Below are 21,601 nucleotides of genomic sequence, written 5' to 3'. Positions count from 1 at the left end.
CTTCGGGTTGTGAGGTTAAGCGACTAAGCGTACACGGTGGATGCCTAGGCAGTCAGAGGCGATGAAGGGCGTGCTAATCTGCGATAAGCGTCGGTAAGCTGATATGAAGCGTAATACCCGACGATACCCGAATGGGGAAACCCAGTGTGTTTCGACACACTATCATTAACTGAATACATAGGTTAATGAGGCGAACCGGGGGAACTGAAACATCTCAGTACCCCGAGGAAAAGAAATCAACCGAGATTCCCCCAGTAGCGGCGAGCGAACGGGGAGGAGCCCAGAACCAGAATCAGTTTGTGTGTTAGTGGAAGCGTCTGGAAAGTCGCACAGTAAAGGGTGATAGTCCCGTACACAAAAATGCACAAGTTGTGAGTTCGATGAGTAGGGCGGGACACGTGACATCCTGTCTGAATATGGGGGGACCATCCTCCAAGGCTAAATACTCCTGACTGACCGATAGTGAACCAGTACCGTGAGGGAAAGGCGAAAAGAACCCCGGCGAGGGGAGTGAAATAGAACCTGAAACCGTGTACGTACAAGCAGTGGGAGCCTACTTGTTAGGTGACTGCGTACCTTTTGTATAATGGGTCAGCGACTTATATTCTGTAGCAAGGTTAACCGAATAGGGGAGCCGCAGGGAAACCGAGTCTTAACTGGGCGTTAAGTTGCAGGGTATAGACCCGAAACCCGGTGATCTAGCCATGGGCAGGTTGAAGGTTGGGTAACACTAACTGGAGGACCGAACCGACTAATGTTGAAAAATTAGCGGATGACTTGTGGCTGGGGGTGAAAGGCCAATCAAACCGGGAGATAGCTGGTTCTCCCCGAAAGCTATTTAGGTAGCGCCTCGTGAACTCATCTTCGGGGGTAGAGCACTGTTTCGGCTAGGGGGTCATCCCGACTTACCAACCCGATGCAAACTACGAATACCGAAGAATGTTATCACGGGAGACACACGGCGGGTGCTAACGTTCGTCGTGAAGAGGGAAACAACCCAGACCGCCAGCTAAGGTCCCAAAGTCATGGTTAAGTGGGAAACGATGTGGGAAGGCACAGACAGCCAGGATGTTGGCTTAGAAGCAGCCATCATTTAAAGAAAGCGTAATAGCTCACTGGTCGAGTCGGCCTGCGCGGAAGATGTAACGGGGCTAAACCATGCACCGAAGCTGCGGCAGCGACACTTAGGTGTTGTTGGGTAGGGGAGCGTTCTGTAAGCCGTCGAAGGTGACCTGTGAGGGTTGCTGGAGGTATCAGAAGTGCGAATGCTGACATAAGTAACGATAATGCGGGTGAAAAACCCGCACGCCGGAAGACCAAGGGTTCCTGTCCAACGTTAATCGGGGCAGGGTGAGTCGACCCCTAAGGCGAGGCTGAAAAGCGTAGTCGATGGGAAACAGGTTAATATTCCTGTACTGGGTGTTACTGCGAAGGGGGGACGGAGAAAGCTAGGTTATCCGGGCGACGGTTGTCCCGGTTTAAGCGTGAAGGTGGGTGACTTAGGTAAATCCGGGTCATCGTTAACACTGAGGCGTGATGACGAGTCACTACGGTGATGAAGTAACCAATGCTACGCTTCCAGGAAAAGCCTCTAAGCTCCAGGTAACATCAAATCGTACCCCAAACCGACACAGGTGGTCAGGTAGAGAATACTCAGGCGCTTGAGAGAACTCGGGTGAAGGAACTAGGCAAAATGGTGCCGTAACTTCGGGAGAAGGCACGCTGGCGCGTAGGTGAAGTCCCTTGCGGATGGAGCTGAAGCCAGTCGCAGATACCAGCTGGCTGCAACTGTTTAATAAAAACACAGCACTGTGCAAACACGAAAGTGGACGTATACGGTGTGACGCCTGCCCGGTGCCGGAAGGTTAATTGATGGGGTCAGCCGCAAGGCGAAGCTCTTGATCGAAGCCCCGGTAAACGGCGGCCGTAACTATAACGGTCCTAAGGTAGCGAAATTCCTTGTCGGGTAAGTTCCGACCTGCACGAATGGCGTAATGATGGCCAGGCTGTCTCCACCCGAGACTCAGTGAAATTGAACTCGCTGTGAAGATGCAGTGTACCCGCGGCAAGACGGAAAGACCCCGTGAACCTTTACTATAGCTTGACACTGAACCTTGAGCCTTGATGTGTAGGATAGGTGGGAGGCTTTGAAGTGTGGACGCCAGTCTGCATGGAGCCAACCTTGAAATACCACCCTTTAATGTTTGATGTTCTAACGTGGGCCCCTAATCGGGGTTGCGGACAGTGTCTGGTGGGTAGTTTGACTGGGGCGGTCTCCTCCCAAAGCGTAACGGAGGAGCACGAAGGTTAGCTAATCCTGGTCGGACATCAGGAGGTTAGTGCAAAGGCATAAGCTAGCTTGACTGCGAGAGTGACAGCTCGAGCAGGTGCGAAAGCAGGTCTTAGTGATCCGGTGGTTCTGAATGGAAGGGCCATCGCTCAACGGATAAAAGGTACTCCGGGGATAACAGGCTGATACCGCCCAAGAGTTCATATCGACGGCGGTGTTTGGCACCTCGATGTCGGCTCATCACATCCTGGGGCTGAAGTAGGTCCCAAGGGTATGGCTGTTCGCCATTTAAAGTGGTACGCGAGCTGGGTTTAGAACGTCGTGAGACAGTTCGGTCCCTATCTGCCGTGGGCGTTGGAAGATTGAGAGGGGTTGCTCCTAGTACGAGAGGACCGGAGTGAACGCACCACTGGTGTACGGGTTGTGATGCCAATTGCATTGCCCGGTAGCTAAGTGCGGAAGAGATAACCGCTGAAAGCATCTAAGCGGGAAACTTGCCTCGAGATGAGTCTTCCCTGGGCACTCGATGCCCCTGAAGGGCCGTTGAAGACGACGACGTAGATAGGCTGGGTGTGTAAGCGTAGCGATACGTTGAGCTAACCAGTACTAATGACCCGAGAGGCTTAACCTTACAACACCGAAGGTGTTTTGAGTGATGATGACTCATAGAGACATGTTTTGATATTTAGCTTGTTTTAGGATTGGTTCTGATGGTTGTGCGAGAGCGAGAGCGAAGCATAACGGTTGGAATGAAACAGAATTTGCCTGGCGGCGATAGCGCGGTGGTCCCACCTGACCCCATGCCGAACTCAGCAGTGAAACGCCGTAGCGCCGATGGTAGTGTGGGGTCTCCCCATGTGAGAGTAGGGAACTGCCAGGCATCAAACACGTGGAAAGCCTCTGTCGAAAGACGGGGGATTTTTGCTATGGAGAAATTGGGACGGATTTACATCTTCCGGTTAGTAAAATGCCGTCGGTATCTTACGTAGATCAGGTAGACTATGTGATATCTAAATTAGTCGGTATTTCTATCATGGCGCCAAGCGTTATTTCATTGAAGTCTCATAACTCTTTCTCATTATCTGTTTCTGCATCTTGCATTACGATTGCGGATACTAAGGATAAATTGATTGAAGGGTGGCGTGTCGCCAGTGAATCTCAAGAACCAGTTTTATTGCTAGGTGAAGGGAGTAATGTTCTTTTCCTGGAAGATTTTTTAGGCACAATTCTGTTAAATCGACTCAAAGGTATCGATATTCGCGAAGAAAGCGATGGCTGGTACCTTCATGTTGGTGCTGGTGAAAATTGGCACCAATTAGTTGAATATACGCTTAAATGTGGCATTACTGGGTTAGAAAACTTAGCGTTAATTCCCGGATGTGTGGGATCGGCACCAATACAAAATATTGGTGCATATGGTATCGAGTTACAACATGTCTGCGATTATGTTGAATTGTTGGATCTAAAAGAAGATAAAACGATACGCCTTAGTGCTGAGGCGTGCCAATTCGGTTACCGTGAAAGCATATTTAAGCATCAATATCGTTCTGGGTTTGCGATCACTGCAGTAGGGCTTTTTTTAAAGAAAGAGTGGAGCCCAATACTGAGTTACGGTGATTTGGCAAAACTGAATCCTAAGACTGTCACGTCGCAGCAGGTCTTTGATTCTGTATGCCATATGCGCCGAAGCAAACTCCCTGACCCAATAGTGACAGGTAATGCAGGTAGCTTCTTCAAAAATCCTATAGTTACACAGCAGCATGCTAAAGATATTTTACAAGAGTATCCGAATGCGCCTCAGTATTTACAAGCCGATGGTAACGTTAAATTGGCCGCTGGGTGGTTAATCGACCAGTGTAAGCTTAAAGGATTCCAGCTTGGTGGTGCAGCTGTTCACGAGAAACAGGCATTAGTTCTGATTAATAAGAATAACGCAAAAAGCTCAGATATTGTTGAATTAGCTCGTTACGTCCGCAATCAGGTTGCTGAAAAATTCTCCATACAGCTGGAGCCTGAAGTTCGCTTTATTGCTGCGTGTGGAGAGGTCAATGCCATCGAGGTATTATCATGAAAGATATTACGGTTCCTCTTAAATTAATTAAAATCCTCTCTGATGGTGAGTTTTTTTCCGGTGAGCTACTTGGCGAAATGATGGGAATGAGCCGAGCTGCGATTAATAAACATATTCAAACTATACGTGATTGGGGAATTGATGTTTTTACTGTAACGGGTAAGGGCTATTCTTTACCAGCGCCTATGCAGTTATTAGATGCAGAAGTTATTCTTAAGCACCTACCAGAAGGTGGCGTGACAGTTTTACCTGTCGTTGATTCTACGAATCAGTACATTTTAGAACGATTGGATACGCTGTCATCCGGTGATGCATGCCTTGCTGAGTATCAGCAATCTGGGCGTGGTCGTCGGGGGCGGCAATGGTTTTCACCCTTTGGTGCGAATTTGTATTTATCCTTATATTGGCGTCTAGAACAGGGACCAGCTGCAGCTGTTGGGGTGAGTCTAGTTATCGGTATTGTAATGGCCGAAGTGCTACATAAGCTTGGTGCTGATGGTGTTCGAGTCAAGTGGCCGAATGATTTGTATCTGAAGGATAGAAAGCTGGCTGGCATTCTTGTTGAACTTACCGGAAAAACGGGAGATGCTGCTAATTTAGTCATTGGTGCAGGCATTAATTTACAAATGAGAGAACCTGCTCCAGATACGATTAATCAAGGTTGGATAAATTTACAAGAGGCAGGTATAGAGATTAATCGTAATACTCTTGCTTCGACTCTTATTTCTGAATTAAGAAGTGCTTTGGTTATCTTTGAACTACAAGGTCTTGAACCATTCATTTCCAGATGGGAAAAATTGGATAATTATTTTAATCGCTCGGTCCGTTTGATTATCGGTAATCGCGAAATACATGGGATAGACCGAGGAATAGATCATCAGGGGGCATTGTTATTAGAAAGCGATGGTCTGATAACACCGTACATTGGTGGGGAAATTTCTCTGCGCGGTGCATAAAAAAGGGGGGGATATCCCCCTTTGCATATTCATTTTCTTAATCTAACACATTCAACGGCATGGTTAGCACTTTTAGTCATAATGAGACTAGCTCTCTCTCGGGTAGGGAGGATATTTTCTTTTAGATTAAGTCCATTAATTTCCTTCCATAATTGAGATGCAATGCCGACAGCTTCTTCTTCCGTCAATTTTGCATAATTATGGAAATATGAATTTGGATTTGAGAATGCACCTTGCCTGAATTTTAAAAATCTATTTATATACCATGTCTGTAACAGTGTTTCAGGTGCATCCACGTAAATAGAAAAATCCACAAAATCAGAAACAAAAACTCTATGTGGATCATGTGGATAATCCATTCCGCTTTGTAAGACATTCAAGCCTTCTAATATTAAAATGTCAGGTTGCTCCAGCACTTTATTGTTATTAGGGACGATGTCATATGTCAGATGGGAATACGTTGGGGCGGTGACTTTGTGTGTCCCTGATTTTATATCAGATACAAATTTCACCAAGCTATGCATATCGTATGACTGCGGAAAGCCTTTTTTCTTCATCAAGTCGCGCTCTTTTAGCACTTTATTTGGATGAAGAAACCCATCGGTTGTAATAAGTTCTACACTGCGGTGTTCCGGCCAGCGGCTTAATAACGCCTGAAGCACACGAGCTGTAGTACTTTTCCCTACAGCGACACTGCCTGCAATACCGATTATGTAAGGTATCTTTTGGCCATCAGTTCCTAAGAACTGCTCAAGCACAGCCTGACGTCGTAAATTAGAGCTGATATAGAAATTGAGCAGGCGAGATAGCGGCAGATAAATTTCCGCGACTTCATCTAATGAAAGGTCTTCGTTAATCCCTTTGAGCTTAACGATTTCTTCCTCTGTCAGCGTTAACGGGACGGAATCGCGCAAGGCGGCCCATTGGCTGCGGTTAAATTGTAGATATGGCGTGGCCAGGGATTGCTCTCTATTGCTCATAAGTCGTGTTCTGCCTGCTTCACAGGTAAGAAAAGGGACTCTCAGCCCAGCGAAGAAAACGGGCTATTAGTTTAGCCAACGCGATGATCGCGGCACCTTCTCTTATGTAATAAATTTTTGATAATGGGCAGGTTAACACTTTGCTGCTAGAAAGAAGAAGAGAAAATCGGTGCTGTATCCGATGCTTCTATGTTTACGCATCGGGCACTTGCTAGCTAGCGATGGCTTTACCTAAACCATTCACGGCAAAGAGGCGCTTATAATAAATGGCCGTTGGGTGATAATAGCCATCGGGTGTGCAGGCATAGTCTGGTAATTCTCCCAGATGGCGATAGCCCAATGTACGGTAGAACGTTTCTGCGGGGGAACCTGCTTGAGTATCTAAGTAGAGTAATCCCCTCTGTTGTGAAAGCGCGCTCTGTTCCAATAGTTGAATGAGCAGTCGGCCTATTCCTGCTCTTCTTGTGCGACTGTGAACCAATAATTTTTGAATTTCAGCTCTGTTTTTCCCATTTGGCTTTTGACACAACTCAAGCTGTACGCTTCCGACGACACCATCCTCATCACGCGCTACCCATAACATGCGTTCACCGCTGGCGACGGATGTTTGCAAACTATGAAAATATTCTGTGGCTTCTTTGTGGGACAGTGGCGAGTGGTACCCAACAGAAGCTCCTTTTTCTACAGCATCTATCAATAGGCTAGCCAGTTCCTCACGATAGACAGGTAAGGTTGCGGCATTGAGTTGAACGGTTTTCATCGTATTTTTCCTCTTCGACAGAAATTTATTTCTAACCAAGCAAAATGCATTCCAGGTTCATTCCCTTAGAAAAGCGAGCAAAATAGCATCGGTCAGTGCAGTGCGTGCTCTTCTAAAGAGCAAAACCGTATTTTAGGTGCAAGAGGCATAGGCGGAAGTTTGATGGCGAAACCTCCACTTTACTGGATGGAATTGGTGGTTCTTTGTGCTAATTCTTGCTGTTGCGCTAGATTTATGGGGTGATTTGGATGAAATCTAAGCGATGGTGCATTTTACGCAATTTTTTTGTTGCATCGAGCGCTGTGTCTACCTAGAATGCGCAGCACTTGATGCCGGCTTAGCTCAGTAGGTAGAGCAACTGACTTGTAATCAGTAGGTCACCAGTTCGATTCCGGTAGCCGGCACCATCAAGTACACAATCAGGTGGGGTTCCCGAGCGGCCAAAGGGAGCAGACTGTAAATCTGCCGTCACAGACTTCGAAGGTTCGAATCCTTCCCCCACCACCAAATTCAATCCTGGTAACAGGATATTCGATACGGTAGTCAGATTAAACCGGATCGATGAAGGCGGGGTGTATAAATCCTTATTCCCCAAATTCAAAATCTACAGAAAAATTAGGTAGCCGAGTTCCAGGATGCGGGCATCGTATAATGGCTATTACCTCAGCCTTCCAAGCTGATGATGTGGGTTCGATTCCCACTGCCCGCTCCAAGATGTGCTGATATAGCTCAGTTGGTAGAGCGCACCCTTGGTAAGGGTGAGGTCGGCAGTTCGAATCTGCCTATCAGCACCACTTCCTTTTCCTCCTCCTGATTTTCTTTCTGTGAATAAATTCAGCAAGCTATCGCTTGGTTGATGTGGTGATACCACCGATTTATCCGTGTCTTAGAGGGACAATCGATGTCTAAAGAAAAATTTGAACGTACAAAACCGCACGTTAACGTCGGTACTATCGGCCACGTTGACCATGGTAAAACAACGCTGACCGCTGCAATCACTACCGTTCTGGCTAAAACCTACGGTGGTAGCGCACGTGCATTCGATCAGATCGATAACGCACCAGAAGAAAAAGCACGTGGTATCACCATCAACACGTCTCACGTTGAATACGATACCCCGTCTCGCCACTACGCGCACGTTGACTGCCCAGGACACGCCGACTATGTGAAAAACATGATCACCGGTGCTGCCCAGATGGACGGCGCGATCCTGGTTGTTGCTGCGACTGACGGCCCAATGCCTCAGACTCGTGAGCACATCCTGCTGGGTCGTCAGGTTGGCGTTCCTTTCATCATCGTGTTCCTGAACAAATGTGACATGGTTGATGACGAAGAGCTGCTGGAACTGGTTGAGATGGAAGTGCGTGAGCTACTGTCTCAGTACGACTTCCCAGGCGACGATACGCCAGTAGTTCGTGGTTCTGCGCTGAAAGCGCTGGAAGGCGAAGCTGAGTGGGAAGCCAAAATCATCGAACTGGCTGGTTACCTGGATAGCTATATCCCAGAACCAGAGCGTGCGATTGACAAGCCGTTCCTGCTGCCAATCGAAGACGTTTTCTCCATCTCCGGTCGTGGTACCGTTGTTACCGGTCGTGTAGAGCGCGGTATCGTTAAAGTCGGTGAAGAAGTTGAAATCGTTGGTATCAAAGATACGGCGAAATCTACCTGTACTGGCGTAGAAATGTTCCGCAAACTGCTGGACGAAGGTCGTGCAGGCGAGAACGTTGGTGTTCTGCTGCGTGGTATCAAACGTGAAGAAATCGAACGTGGTCAGGTACTGGCTAAGCCGGGTTCAATCAAGCCGCACACTCAGTTCGAATCCGAAGTGTATATCCTGAGCAAAGATGAAGGCGGCCGTCATACTCCGTTCTTCAAAGGCTACCGTCCTCAGTTCTACTTCCGTACGACTGACGTAACGGGCACCATCGAACTGCCAGAAGGCGTAGAGATGGTAATGCCGGGCGACAACATCAAAATGGTTGTTACCCTGATCCACCCGATCGCGATGGATGACGGTTTGCGTTTCGCAATCCGTGAAGGCGGCCGTACTGTAGGCGCGGGCGTTGTTGCTAAAGTTATCGCTTAATCGCTGATAACGTTTGACGCGACACGCGATAAAAGGGCATCATTTGATGCCCTTTTTCTACGCTGTCATGGTAGAACCTATCTCATCAGCGATTGTGAGATATAATCATTGGTGAGATAGGCTCTGTAGATACGGCGTAAATACCGAATTATTCGTTTCACAGAACATCTTTCGGTTTGGTTGCTCCGTAGTTGCGGGGCAAAGTTATTTGTCTGAATCATTGTGACAGGTTGGTTTATGAGTGCGAATACCGAAGCTCAGGATAGTGGGCGTAGCCTGGAAGTGATTAAGTGGTTAGTAGTAGGTGCCTTGCTGGTTGTTGCGATTGTTGGCAATTATTATTACCGCGAATTTAGTCTTCCTCTGCGTGCACTGGCTGTTGTTATCCTGATCGCCGCAGCTGGTGGTGTGGCATTGCTGACCACGAAAGGCAAAGCAACCGTAGCGTTTGCTCGCGAAGCGCGTACTGAAGTGCGCAAAGTAATTTGGCCGACTCGTCAGGAAACGTTACACACCACGTTAATCGTTGCCGCGGTGACTGCCGTGATGTCACTGATTTTGTGGGGACTGGATGGTATTCTGGTTCGTTTGGTATCGTTTATCACTGGCCTGAGGTTCTAAGATGTCTGAAGCTCCAAAGAAACGTTGGTACGTCGTTCAGGCGTTTTCTGGTTTTGAGGGTCGCGTAGCACAATCACTGCGTGAACACATCAAACTCCATAATATGGAAGAACTGTTTGGCGAAGTCATGGTTCCTACTGAAGAAGTAGTCGAAATCCGTGGTGGTCAGCGTCGCAAGAGTGAGCGCAAGTTTTTCCCAGGTTATGTCTTGGTTCAGATGGTGATGGAAGATGCTAGCTGGCATCTCGTGCGCAATATCCCTCGGGTTATGGGGTTCATTGGCGGCACGTCTGATCGTCCTGCTCCAATTAGTGACAAAGAAGTGGATGCGATTATGAATCGCCTCCAACAAGTTGGTGATAAACCTCGTCCTAAAACGCTGTTTGAACCGGGTGAAATGGTTCGCGTTAACGACGGCCCATTTGCTGACTTTAACGGTGTTGTCGAAGAAGTTGACTATGAGAAGAGCCGCCTGAAGGTGTCCGTTTCTATATTTGGTCGTGCGACACCTGTTGAGCTGGACTTTGCTCAGGTCGAAAAAGGCTAATTGCCTGACAAGACTTGCTGAAAATAGCGACTTGCCTATGGCGCGAAATTAACCTATAATTTCGCGCCTTTTGTTTTTCAGTGGCCTCAGCGGCGACTGAAACGTAATACAAACCACGGGGAGCCTTTTACTAGGCGCTATTACCCAACTGAGGAAAGCTAAATGGCCAAGAAAGTACAAGCCTATGTCAAGCTGCAAGTTGCAGCTGGTATGGCTAACCCGAGCCCACCAGTAGGTCCGGCTTTGGGTCAACAAGGTGTTAACATCATGGAATTCTGTAAGGCGTTCAACGCTAAAACGGAAAGCCTTGAGAAGGGTCTACCGACTCCGGTTGTTATTACCGTTTATTCTGACCGTTCTTTCACCTTCGTTACCAAAACGCCTCCAGCAGCAGTTCTGCTGAAGAAAGCGGCTGGTATCAAGTCTGGTTCTGGTAAGCCGAACAAAGACAAAGTCGGTAAATTAACGAGCGCTCAGGTTCGTGAAATCGCAGAAACTAAAGCTGCGGACATGACTGGTTCTGATGTAGACGCCATGGCGCGCTCTATCGCAGGTACTGCTCGTTCCATGGGCCTGGTAGTGGAGGATTAATAAATGGCTAAGCTGACCAAGCGCATGCGCGTGATCCGTGACAAAGTTGATGTAACTAAACAGTATGACATCAACGAAGCTGTTGCTCTGCTCAAAGAGCTGGCCACTGCTAAGTTCGTAGAAAGTGTAGACGTAGCTGTTAACCTCGGCATCGATGCACGTAAATCTGACCAAAATGTTCGTGGTGCAACTGTTCTGCCTCACGGCACCGGTCGTTCTGTTCGCGTTGCTGTCTTCACCCAAGGTGCAAACGCTGAAGCTGCTAAAGCTGCTGGCGCTGAATTTGTGGGCATGGAAGATCTGGCTGATCAGATCAAAAAAGGCGAAATGGGCTTTGACGTTGTTATTGCATCTCCAGATGCAATGCGCGTTGTTGGTCAATTGGGTCAGGTTCTGGGTCCACGCGGCCTGATGCCAAACCCGAAAGTGGGTACGGTAACCCCTAACGTTGCTGAGGCAGTTAATAATGCTAAAGCGGGTCAGGTTCGTTACCGTAACGACAAGAACGGTATCATCCATACCACTATCGGTAAGGTTGATTTCGATTCTAACAAATTGAAAGAAAACCTGGAATCTCTGCTGGTTGCGCTGAAAAAAGCAAAACCATCTCAGGCGAAAGGCGTGTACATCAAGAAAGTTAGCTTGTCTACCACTATGGGCGCTGGCGTTGCCATCGACCAAAGCGGCTTGAACGCTGCTGCTAACTAATAGCTTTTGTTCCGCTTTACTCGGGTGTGAGATTTACCTATAATTTTACGCCCGTTGTTCCTTAAGTGGATCGACTCAAGAATTTTTCGGTTGGAGCCTGGCCTATCCAGGCCTCCGTCCAAGACCGCAGGTGTTTCGAAAGAAACTTAATTCTCCTGCGTAGACGGTGACAGAGCCTAAATAACGTTTTTCTTTTTATAAAGAATAATTTTTTTACTGGATTCTGCTCACCGTGTTTCAACGCTTATCTCTAATTTTGGCGATAAGTGAAGTGAGTTCCGGAGAGTTTCTCCGGCTAAATCCAGGAGCAAAAGCTAATGGCATTAAATCTTCAAGACAAACAAGCGATTGTTGCTGAAGTCAGCGAAGTGGCCAAAGGTGCGCTGTCTGCGGTTGTTGCGGATTCCCGTGGCGTTACCGTTGATAAAATGACCGAACTGCGTAAAGCAGGTCGTGAAGCTGGCGTTTACATGCGTGTTGTTCGTAACACCCTGCTGCGCCGCGTCGTTGAAGGCACTCAATTTGAATGCCTGAAAGACACGTTTGTTGGTCCGACCCTGATTGCATATTCTCTGGAACACCCGGGCGCTGCTGCTCGTCTGTTCAAAGAGTTCGCGAAAGCGAATGCAAAATTTGAGGTCAAAGCTGCAGCCTTTGAAGGCGAGCTGATCCCGGCGGCTCAAATTGACCGTCTGGCAACGCTGCCGACTTACGAAGAAGCACTGGCACGTCTGATGTCGACCATGAAAGAAGCCGCTGCAGGCAAACTGGTCCGCACTCTGGCTGCTGTTCGCGATGCAAAAGAAGCGGCGTAATAGCACTTTCTTTTCTAACGTACTTGCTAACGTATAAACTATTTCTGATTCTTAGGAACAATTGTTATGTCTATCACTAAAGATCAAATTCTGGAAGCAGTAGCCGCTATGTCTGTAATGGATGTTGTTGAGCTGGTTTCCGCTATGGAAGAAAAATTCGGTGTTTCTGCTGCTGCTGCTGTAGCTGTTGCTGCTGGCCCAGCTGAAGTTGCTGAAGAAAAAACTGAGTTCGACGTTGTACTGAAAGCTATCGGCGCTAACAAAGTTGCTGTAATCAAAGCTGTTCGCGGCGCAACTGGTCTGGGTCTGAAAGAAGCCAAAGATCTGGTTGAATCTGCACCTGCAGTTATGAAAGAAGGCGTGAGCAAAGATGACGCTGAAGCACTGAAGAAATCACTGGAAGAAGCTGGTGCAGAAGTTGAAGTTAAATAAGCCAACCTTTCAGGTTGCAGCCTGATTTACTAGGCTGATGGCTGGTGGCTTTTTAGTCACCAGCCTTTTTGCGCTGTAGGGCATCAATGGGATTTCACACTGTTTAGCCATTGATTTACCCAATATTTTTTTCTATTGACGACTTAATATACTGCTTTCCAGCATAGGTTCCTTGCCTAAGCAAGAGCAACGAAATGGTTTAAGAGTAATAGAAAGACGTATTACGGAAAGTTCTCTATTTTCCGACCAACATAAATAGTGTTGCATGAACTGTCCTTGTTAGGGCAGACAGAGTGGTTCGACTTGTCAGCTAGCTGAGGAACCCTATGGTTTACTCCTATACCGAGAAAAAACGCATTCGTAAGGATTTTGGTAAACGTCCACAAGTTTTGGACATACCTTATCTCCTTTCTATCCAACTTGACTCGTTCCAGAAATTTATCGAGCAAGACCCGGAAGGTCAGTACGGTTTGGAAGCTGCATTCCGTTCTGTTTTCCCTATAAAAAGCTATAGCGGCAATTCAGAGCTGCAATACGTTAGCTATCGCTTGGGCGAACCAGTATTTGACGTTAAAGAATGTCAAATTCGTGGTGTCACGTTCTCTGCGCCGCTACGCGTTAAACTGCGCCTGGTGATCTACGAGCGCGAAGCGCCTGAAGGCACCGTTAAAGACATCAAAGAACAAGAAGTGTACATGGGCGAGATTCCGCTCATGACCGATAACGGCACCTTCGTGATCAACGGTACTGAGCGTGTCATCGTGTCTCAGTTGCACCGTAGCCCAGGTGTGTTCTTCGATAGCGACAAAGGTAAAACCCACTCTTCAGGTAAGGTGCTGTATAACGCACGTATTATTCCTTACCGTGGTTCCTGGTTGGATTTCGAGTTTGATCCGAAGGATAACCTGTTTGTCCGTATTGACCGTCGCCGCAAATTACCTGCGACCATTATCCTGCGCGCGCTGGGTTATTCCACCGAACAGATTCTGGATCTTTTCTTCGATAAAATTGTCTATGAAATCAATGGCAATAAATTGCAGATGGATCTGGTTCCTGAGCGCCTGCGTGGTGAAACCGCGTCGTTTGATATCGAAGCGAACGGTAAAGTTTATATCGAAAAAGGTCGCCGCATCACTGCGCGCCATATTCGTCAGTTAGAGAAAGACGGTATTGAGCGCATTGAAGTGCCTGTTGAATATATTGCTGGCAAAATATTGTCCAAAGATTATATCGATGAGAGCACTGGCGAACTGATCGGCGCAGCCAACATGGAGCTGTCGCTGGATCTGCTGGCGAAACTGAGCCAGTCTGGTCACAAGCGCATTGAGACACTGTTCACCAACGATCTCGATCATGGTGCATACATGTCTGAAACCGTGCGCGTCGATCCGTCAAACGATCGTCTTAGCGCGCTGGTTGAAATCTATCGCATGATGCGTCCTGGTGAGCCGCCAACGCGCGAAGCAGCGGAAACGCTGTTTGAGAACCTGTTCTTCTCTGAAGACCGCTACGATCTGTCTGCGGTTGGCCGTATGAAGTTCAACCGTTCTCTGCTGCGTGATGAGATCGAAGGTTCCGGTATCCTGAGCAAAGATGACATCATCGAAGTGATGAAGAAGCTCATTGATATCCGTAACGGTAAAGGCGAAGTGGATGACATCGACCACCTCGGCAACCGTCGTATCCGCTCCGTCGGCGAAATGGCAGAAAACCAATTCCGCGTTGGCCTGGTGCGTGTAGAACGTGCTGTAAAAGAGCGTTTGTCTCTGGGCGACCTCGATACGCTGATGCCACAGGACATGATCAACGCCAAGCCGATTTCGGCCGCGGTGAAAGAGTTCTTCGGTTCAAGCCAACTGTCACAGTTTATGGACCAGAACAATCCGCTGTCTGAGATTACGCACAAACGCCGTATCTCTGCATTGGGCCCAGGTGGTCTGACGCGTGAACGTGCTGGCTTTGAAGTTCGTGACGTACACCCGACTCACTACGGCCGCGTTTGTCCTATCGAAACGCCGGAAGGTCCGAACATCGGTCTGATCAACTCCCTGTCCGTTTATGCACAAACCAACGAATACGGTTTCCTTGAAACCCCATATCGTCGTGTGCGTGAAAACGTGGTGACGGATGAGATCCATTACCTGTCTGCGATTGAAGAAGGTAACTTCGTTATCGCACAGGCAAACACCAATTTGGACGAAGAAGGCCGCTTCATCGACGAACTGGTTACCTGCCGTAACAAAGGTGAGTCCAGCTTGTTCAGCCGCGATCAGGTTGAATACATGGACGTTTCCACACAGCAGGTGGTTTCCGTCGGTGCATCCCTGATTCCGTTCCTGGAACACGATGACGCCAACCGTGCCTTGATGGGTGCGAACATGCAACGTCAGGCTGTTCCGACCTTGCGCGCTGATAAGCCGCTGGTTGGTACGGGTATGGAACGCGCTGTTGCGGTTGACTCCGGTGTAACTGCCGTAGCCAAACGTGGTGGTACAGTACAGTACGTGGATGCATCGCGTATTGTAATCCGCGTTAATGACGATGAAATGTATCCGGGCGAAGCTGGGATCGACATTTATAACCTGACCAAATATACCCGTTCTAACCAGAACACCTGCATCAGTCAGATGCCGTGTGTGTCTCTGGGTGAGCCGGTAGAACGTGGTGACGTTCTGGCAGATGGCCCGTCCACCGATCTGGGTGAACTGGCACTGGGTCAGAACATGCGCGTGGCATTCATGCCGTGGAATGGTTATAACTTCGAAGACTCCATCCTCGTTTCCGAGCGTGTGGTTCAGGAAGATCGCTTTACGACCATCCATATTCAGGAGCTGGCCTGTGTGTCTCGTGACACCAAGTTGGGGCCTGAAGAAATTACTGCGGACATTCCGAACGTGGGTGAAGCAGCACTTTCTAAATTGGATGAGTCCGGCATCGTTTACATCGGTGCAGAAGTGACCGGTGGTGACATTCTGGTTGGTAAGGTGACGCCGAAAGGTGAAACCCAGTTGACGCCAGAAGAAAAACTGCTGCGTGCGATCTTCGGTGAGAAAGCGTCTGACGTTAAAGACTCTTCTTTGCGTGTACCAAACGGTGTTTCCGGTACGATTATCGATGTACAGGTCTTTACCCGCGATGGCGTGGAAAAAGACAAACGTGCGTTGGAAATCGAAGAAATGCAGTTGAAGCAGGCGAAGAAAGACCTGACTGAAGAGCTGCAGATTCTGGAAGCGGGTCTGTTTGGACGTATCCACGCAGTGCTGATTTCTGGCGGCGTAGAAGCTGACAAACTGGACAAATTGCCGCGCGAGCGCTGGTTGGAACTGGGTCTGACTGATGAAGATAAGCAGAATCAGTTGGAACAGCTTGCAGAACAGTATGACGAACTGAAGCACGAGTTTGAGAAAAAACTCGAAGCTAAGCGCCGTAAAATCACCCAAGGCGATGATCTGGCACCAGGTGTGCTGAAAATCGTTAAGGTTTATCTGGCCGTTAAACGTCAGATTCAACCGGGTGACAAGATGGCAGGTCGTCACGGGAACAAAGGTGTTATCTCCAAGATCAACCCGATCGAAGATATGCCTTACGATGAGAACGGTACGCCGGTCGATATCGTACTGAACCCGCTGGGCGTACCTTCACGTATGAACATTGGTCAGATTCTGGAAACCCACTTGGGTATGGCTGCAAAAGGTATTGGCGAGAAAATCAACGCCATGCTTAAGCAGCACGAAGAAGTGACTAAGCTGCGTGAATTTATCCAGAAAGCCTACGATCTGGGCGACGATGTGCGTCAAAAAGTCGACCTGAGCACTTTCTCAGACGAAGAAGTTATGCGTCTGGCTGAAAACCTGAAGAAAGGTATGCCAATTGCAACGCCAGTATTCGACGGTGCAAAAGAGAAAGAAATCAAGGAACTGTTGCAGATGGGCGGTATCCCTACCTCCGGTCAGATTACCCTGTACGATGGCCGTACCGGTGAGCAATTTGAGCGTCAGGTTACCGTGGGCTACATGTACATGCTGAAACTGAACCACTTGGTTGACGATAAGATGCATGCTCGTTCCACCGGTTCTTACAGCCTGGTTACTCAGCAGCCGCTGGGTGGTAAGGCGCAGTTCGGTGGTCAACGCTTCGGTGAGATGGAAGTGTGGGCGCTGGAAGCTTATGGTGCAGCTTATACCCTGCAAGAGATGTTGACCGTTAAGTCTGATGACGTGAACGGCCGTACCAAGATGTATAAGAACATCGTGGATGGCAATCATCAGATGGAACCAGGCATGCCGGAATCCTTTAACGTATTGTTGAAAGAAATCCGTTCGCTGGGTATCAACATCGAGCTGGAAGAAAAGTAATCCCAGCTCGTTGTATTGCTGGCATTCGTCATAGGGACACCTGAACTATGTTGTTAACGGCATAGATCAGGTGTCTATCAGGTCTAACTCCGACAGGAGCCAATCCGTGAAAGACTTATTAAAGTTTCTGAAAGCGCAAACTAAGACCGAAGAGTTTGATGCGATCAAAATTGCTCTGGCTTCGCCAGACATGATCCGTTCGTGGTCTTTTGGTGAAGTTAAAAAGCCAGAAACCATCAACTACCGTACGTTCAAACCTGAACGTGACGGCCTTTTCTGTGCCCGTATCTTTGGGCCAGTAAAAGATTATGAGTGCTTATGCGGTAAATATAAGCGCCTGAAACACCGCGGTGTTATTTGTGAGAAGTGCGGCGTTGAAGTGACCCAAACTAAAGTACGTCGTGAGCGTATGGGTCACATCGAGCTGGCTTCTCCGACTGCGCACATCTGGTTCCTGAAGTCACTGCCTTCCCGTATCGGTTTGCTGTTAGATATGCCGCTGCGTGATATTGAGCGCGTGCTTTATTTTGAATCTTATGTCGTGGTTGAAGGCGGCATGACCAACCTTGAGCGCCGTCAGATCCTGACTGAAGAGCAGTATCTGGATGCGCTGGAAGAGTTTGGTGATGAGTTCGACGCGAAAATGGGCGCCGAAGCGATCCAGGCTCTGCTGAAGAACATGGATCTGGAGCAGGAATGCGAGCAGCTGCGTGAAGAGCTGACCGAAACCAACTCTGAAACCAAACGTAAGAAGCTGACTAAGCGCATTAAGCTGCTGGAAGCATTCGTACAGTCTGGTAACAAGCCAGAGTGGATGATCCTGACCGTTCTGCCAGTACTGCCACCAGATTTGCGTCCGTTGGTTCCGCTGGATGGTGGCCGTTTCGCGACTTCCGACCTGAACGATCTGTATCGTCGCGTGATCAACCGTAACAACCGTTTGAAACGTCTGCTGGATCTGGCTGCGCCGGATATCATCGTACGTAACGAAAAACGTATGTTGCAGGAAGCGGTTGATGCCCTGCTGGATAATGGCCGTCGCGGTCGTGCGATCACCGGTTCTAACAAACGTCCTCTGAAATCTTTGGCTGATATGATCAAAGGTAAACAGGGTCGTTTCCGTCAGAACCTGCTCGGTAAGCGTGTTGACTACTCCGGTCGTTCCGTAATCACCGTTGGTCCATACCTGCGTCTGCACCAGTGTGGTCTGCCGAAGAAAATGGCACTGGAGCTGTTCAAACCATTCATCTACGGCAAGCTGGAATTGCGTGGTCTTGCTACCACCATCAAAGCCGCCAAGAAAATGGTTGAGCGTGAAGAAGCCGTCGTATGGGATATTCTGGACGAAGTTATCCGCGAACACCCGGTACTGCTGAACCGTGCACCAACACTGCACCGTTTGGGTATCCAGGCGTTTGAACCGGTATTGATCGAAGGTAAAGCGATCCAGTTGCACCCATTGGTTTGTGCGGCCTATAACGCCGACTTCGATGGTGACCAGATGGCTGTACACGTACCGTTGACGCTGGAAGCCCAGTTGGAAGCGCGTGCGTTGATGATGTCGACCAATAACATCCTGTCTCCTGCGAATGGTGAGCCAATCATCGTTCCTTCTCAGGACGTGGTATTGGGCCTGTATTACATGACGCGTGACTGTGTTAACGCCAAAGGCGAAGGCATGGTGCTCACGGGTCCTAAAGAAGCTGAACGTGTTTATCGTGCCGGTCTGGCCTCTCTGCATGCGCGCGTTAAAGTGCGTATCACGGAAGAGATCAAGAGTATCGAAGGCGATGTTACACATCAGACATCGATTATCGATACGACTATCGGCCGCGCTATCCTGTGGATGATCGTACCGAAAGGTCTGCCGTACTCGATTGTTAACCAGCCTCTGGGCAAGAAAGCGATCTCCAAAATGCTGAACACCTGTTACCGCATTTTGGGTCTGAAACCGACAGTTATCTTCGCTGACCAGACTATGTACACCGGTTTTGCTTATGCAGCGCGCTCTGGTGCTTCCGTAGGTATCGATGACATGGTTATCCCGGAGAAAAAAGCCGAGATTATCGAAGAAGCCGAAACCGAAGTTGCCGAGATTCAGGAGCAGTTCCAGTCTGGTCTGGTTACCGCGGGCGAACGCTACAACAAAGTGATCGATATCTGGGCCGCGGCGAACGAACGTGTTGCGAAAGCGATGATGGAAAACCTGTCCGTTGAGAATGTGGTTAACCGTGATGGCGTGGTTGAGCAGCAGGTTTCTTTCAACAGCATCTTTATGATGGCCGACTCCGGTGCGCGTGGTTCTGCGGCACAGATTCGTCAGCTGGCGGGTATGCGTGGTCTGATGGCGAAACCTGATGGTTCCATCATCGAGACACCGATCACCGCGAACTTCCGCGAAGGTTTGAACGTACTCCAGTACTTCATCTCGACGCACGGTGCGCGTAAAGGTCTGGCGGATACCGCACTGAAAACAGCGAACTCCGGTTATCTGACTCGTCGTCTGGTTGACGTCGCGCAGGATCTGGTTGTGACCGAGGACGATTGTGGTACCCATGAAGGTATCATGATGACGCCGGTTATCGAGGGTGGTGATGTTAAAGAACCACTGCGTGAGCGCGTACTGGGTCGTGTAACGGCTGAAGACGTGATCAAACCGGGCACCGCGGATATTCTGGTTCCACGTAACACACTGCTGAACGAGCAGTGGTGTGACATGTTGGAAGAGAACTCCGTTGACGCCGTTAAAGTACGTTCAGTGGTAAGTTGCGAAACCGACTTTGGCGTGTGTGCCAATTGCTACGGTCGCGATCTGGCTCGTGGTCATATCATCAACAAAGGTGAGGCTATCGGGGTTATCGCGGCACAGTCCATCGGTGAGCCAGGTACACAGTTAACCATGCGTACGTTCCACATCGGTGGTGCGGCATCGCGTGCGGCTGCGGAGTCCAGCATTCAGGTGAAAAACAAGGGTAGCCTGAAACTGAACAACGCGAAGTTCGTTATGAACAGCAACGGTAAATTGGTTATTACTTCACGTAATACCGAACTGAAACTGATCGACGAATTCGGACGTACTAAAGAAAGCTATAAAGTGCCTTACGGTGCAGTGATGGCGAAGGGTGACGGCTCAGAAGTTAGCGGTGGCGAAACTGTCGCAAACTGGGATCCGCATACCATGCCAGTGGTGACCGAGGTAAGCGGTTTCATCCGCTTTGCTGATATGATTGACGGTCAGACCATTACTCGCCAGACCGACGAACTGACTGGTTTGTCTTCTATCGTCGTTCTGGATAGCGCAGAGCGTACTGGTAGCGGTAAAGACTTGCGTCCAGCACTGAAAATCGTTGACGGTAAAGGTGAAGATGTATTGATCCCAGGTACTGATATGCCTGCTCAATACTTCCTGCCGGGTAAAACGATTGTTCAGTTGGAAGATGGGGTGCAGATTGGTGCCGGTGATACATTGGCGCGTCTCCCTCAAGAATCCAGTGGTACCAAAGATATTACCGGTGGTCTGCCACGCGTAGCCGATCTGTTCGAAGCTCGCCGTCCGAAAGAGCCGGCGATTCTGGCAGAGATCAGCGGCATCATTTCCTTCGGTAAAGAAACCAAAGGTAAGCGCCGTCTGGTAATTTCTCCGTTGGATGGCAGCGATGCTTACGAAGAGATGATTCCGAAATGGCGTCAGCTCAACGTGTTCGAAGGTGAAGTGGTGGAACGTGGTGACGTTGTTTCTGACGGCCCAGAGTCTCCGCACGATATCCTGCGTCTGCGTGGTGTACATGCAGTAACGCGTTATATCACCAACGAAGTTCAGGAAGTTTACCGTCTGCAAGGCGTTAAGATTAACGATAAACACATCGAAGTTATCGTTCGTCAGATGTTGCGTAAAGGCACCATCGTTAGCGCGGGTAGTACGGAGTTCCTGGAAGGCGAACAGGCAGAAGTGTCTCGCATCAAGATTGCCAACCGTCAGTTGGAAGCGGATGGCAAGATCACGGCAACGTACAGCCGCGATCTGCTGGGTATCACCAAAGCATCTCTGGCGACCGAGTCCTTCATTTCTGCGGCGTCGTTCCAGGAAACCACTCGCGTACTGACCGAAGCGGCTGTTGCCGGTAAACGTGATGAACTGCGTGGCTTGAAAGAGAACGTTATCGTAGGTCGTCTGATCCCAGCGGGTACGGGTTATGCGTACCACCAGGATCGTATGCGCCGCCGTCAGGCGGGTGAAGCGCCAGTCGTGCCTCAAGTGAGTGCCGATGAAGCTTCTGCTAACCTGGCCGAGCTGCTGAATGCAGGCTTTGGTAGCAGCGACGACGAATAAGTCTCTGTACGCTGAACTACCATGCGGTAAATAACGAGAACCCCGGCCATTATGGTCGG

At 49.0% G+C, this 21,601-nt stretch carries 13 protein-coding genes, 4 tRNA genes and 2 rRNA genes; 17 read left to right on the top strand and 2 right to left on the bottom strand.

Annotation, left to right across the window (positions count from 1 at the left end; genetic code table 11):
* Positions 1-13 precede the first annotated feature (13 nt).
* From AACH44_RS19285 to birA, 4 genes are all read left to right on the top strand, one after another.
* A 23S ribosomal RNA gene (locus AACH44_RS19285) occupies positions 14-2,921 on the top strand.
* 133 nt (positions 2,922-3,054) lie between these two features.
* A 5S ribosomal RNA gene (rrf, locus tag AACH44_RS19280) occupies positions 3,055-3,170 on the top strand.
* A 153-nt stretch (positions 3,171-3,323) separates the two neighbouring features.
* The gene (murB, locus tag AACH44_RS19275; RefSeq protein WP_261850007.1) at positions 3,324-4,361 is read left to right on the top strand and encodes a UDP-N-acetylmuramate dehydrogenase; all 1,038 of its coding nucleotides are present in this window, start codon (positions 3,324-3,326) and stop codon (positions 4,359-4,361) included.
* Complete coding sequence (gene birA, locus AACH44_RS19270; protein ID WP_261849985.1) at positions 4,358-5,317, top strand: bifunctional biotin--[acetyl-CoA-carboxylase] ligase/biotin operon repressor BirA; 960 nt, start codon at positions 4,358-4,360, stop codon at positions 5,315-5,317. Before murB ends, birA begins: the two co-directional genes overlap by 4 nt.
* Before the next feature lie 29 nt (positions 5,318-5,346).
* On the opposite strand, the gene coaA is transcribed toward birA, so the two are convergent.
* Together coaA and AACH44_RS19260 are read right to left on the bottom strand one after the other, a co-directional pair.
* Entirely contained in the window at positions 5,347-6,297 is a 951-nt protein-coding gene (gene coaA / locus AACH44_RS19265) for a type I pantothenate kinase (protein ID WP_012772929.1), read from the bottom strand.
* 211 nt (positions 6,298-6,508) lie between these two features.
* On the bottom strand, positions 6,509-7,057 hold the full coding sequence (locus tag AACH44_RS19260; RefSeq protein ID WP_261849986.1) for a GNAT family N-acetyltransferase: 549 nt from the start codon (positions 7,055-7,057) through the stop codon (positions 6,509-6,511).
* 331 nt (positions 7,058-7,388) lie between these two features.
* Between AACH44_RS19260 and AACH44_RS19255 the strand changes: the two genes are divergently transcribed.
* From AACH44_RS19255 to rpoC, 13 genes are all read left to right on the top strand, one after another.
* Positions 7,389-7,464: transfer RNA gene (locus AACH44_RS19255), tRNA-Thr, on the top strand.
* A 15-nt stretch (positions 7,465-7,479) separates the two neighbouring features.
* A tRNA-Tyr gene (locus AACH44_RS19250) sits at positions 7,480-7,564 on the top strand.
* A gap of 130 nt (positions 7,565-7,694) precedes the next feature.
* A tRNA-Gly gene (locus AACH44_RS19245) sits at positions 7,695-7,769 on the top strand.
* Positions 7,770-7,775: 6 nt separating this feature from the next.
* Positions 7,776-7,851 (top strand) — tRNA-Thr (locus tag AACH44_RS19240).
* A 107-nt stretch (positions 7,852-7,958) separates the two neighbouring features.
* On the top strand, positions 7,959-9,143 hold the full coding sequence (gene tuf / locus AACH44_RS19235) for an elongation factor Tu (protein WP_261846679.1): 1,185 nt from the start codon (positions 7,959-7,961) through the stop codon (positions 9,141-9,143).
* Positions 9,144-9,380: 237 nt separating this feature from the next.
* A complete protein-coding gene (secE, locus tag AACH44_RS19230; protein WP_011091855.1) occupies positions 9,381-9,764 on the top strand; it encodes a preprotein translocase subunit SecE in 384 nt (127 codons plus the stop codon).
* 1 nt (position 9,765) lies between these two features.
* On the top strand, positions 9,766-10,311 hold the full coding sequence (nusG, locus tag AACH44_RS19225) for a transcription termination/antitermination protein NusG (RefSeq protein ID WP_261849987.1): 546 nt from the start codon (positions 9,766-9,768) through the stop codon (positions 10,309-10,311).
* Positions 10,312-10,473: 162 nt separating this feature from the next.
* Complete coding sequence (gene rplK, locus AACH44_RS19220; protein WP_261849988.1) at positions 10,474-10,902, top strand: 50S ribosomal protein L11; 429 nt, start codon at positions 10,474-10,476, stop codon at positions 10,900-10,902.
* Between the two features lie 3 nt (positions 10,903-10,905).
* Positions 10,906-11,610: a 50S ribosomal protein L1 gene (gene rplA / locus AACH44_RS19215; protein WP_039494851.1), complete on the top strand. Its 705-nt coding sequence runs from the start codon at positions 10,906-10,908 to the stop codon at positions 11,608-11,610.
* A gap of 317 nt (positions 11,611-11,927) precedes the next feature.
* Entirely contained in the window at positions 11,928-12,425 is a 498-nt protein-coding gene (gene rplJ / locus AACH44_RS19210) for a 50S ribosomal protein L10 (protein WP_005970333.1), read from the top strand.
* 66 nt (positions 12,426-12,491) lie between these two features.
* Positions 12,492-12,857 (top strand): 50S ribosomal protein L7/L12, encoded by a 366-nt coding sequence (gene rplL, locus AACH44_RS19205; RefSeq protein WP_005970331.1) that lies wholly within the window; start codon positions 12,492-12,494, stop codon positions 12,855-12,857.
* A gap of 326 nt (positions 12,858-13,183) precedes the next feature.
* A complete protein-coding gene (rpoB, locus tag AACH44_RS19200; RefSeq protein WP_261849989.1) occupies positions 13,184-17,212 on the top strand; it encodes a DNA-directed RNA polymerase subunit beta in 4,029 nt (1,342 codons plus the stop codon).
* A gap of 106 nt (positions 17,213-17,318) precedes the next feature.
* On the top strand, positions 17,319-21,542 hold the full coding sequence (rpoC, locus tag AACH44_RS19195; RefSeq protein ID WP_261849990.1) for a DNA-directed RNA polymerase subunit beta': 4,224 nt from the start codon (positions 17,319-17,321) through the stop codon (positions 21,540-21,542).
* Positions 21,543-21,601: the final 59 nt, after the last annotated feature.

Source organism: Pectobacterium araliae, from assembly GCF_037076465.1.
GTDB classification, from domain to species: domain Bacteria; phylum Pseudomonadota; class Gammaproteobacteria; order Enterobacterales; family Enterobacteriaceae; genus Pectobacterium; species Pectobacterium araliae.
The sequence above is the reverse complement of the archived record's forward strand: the minus strand, read 5'-3'. Positions and strand labels throughout refer to the sequence as shown.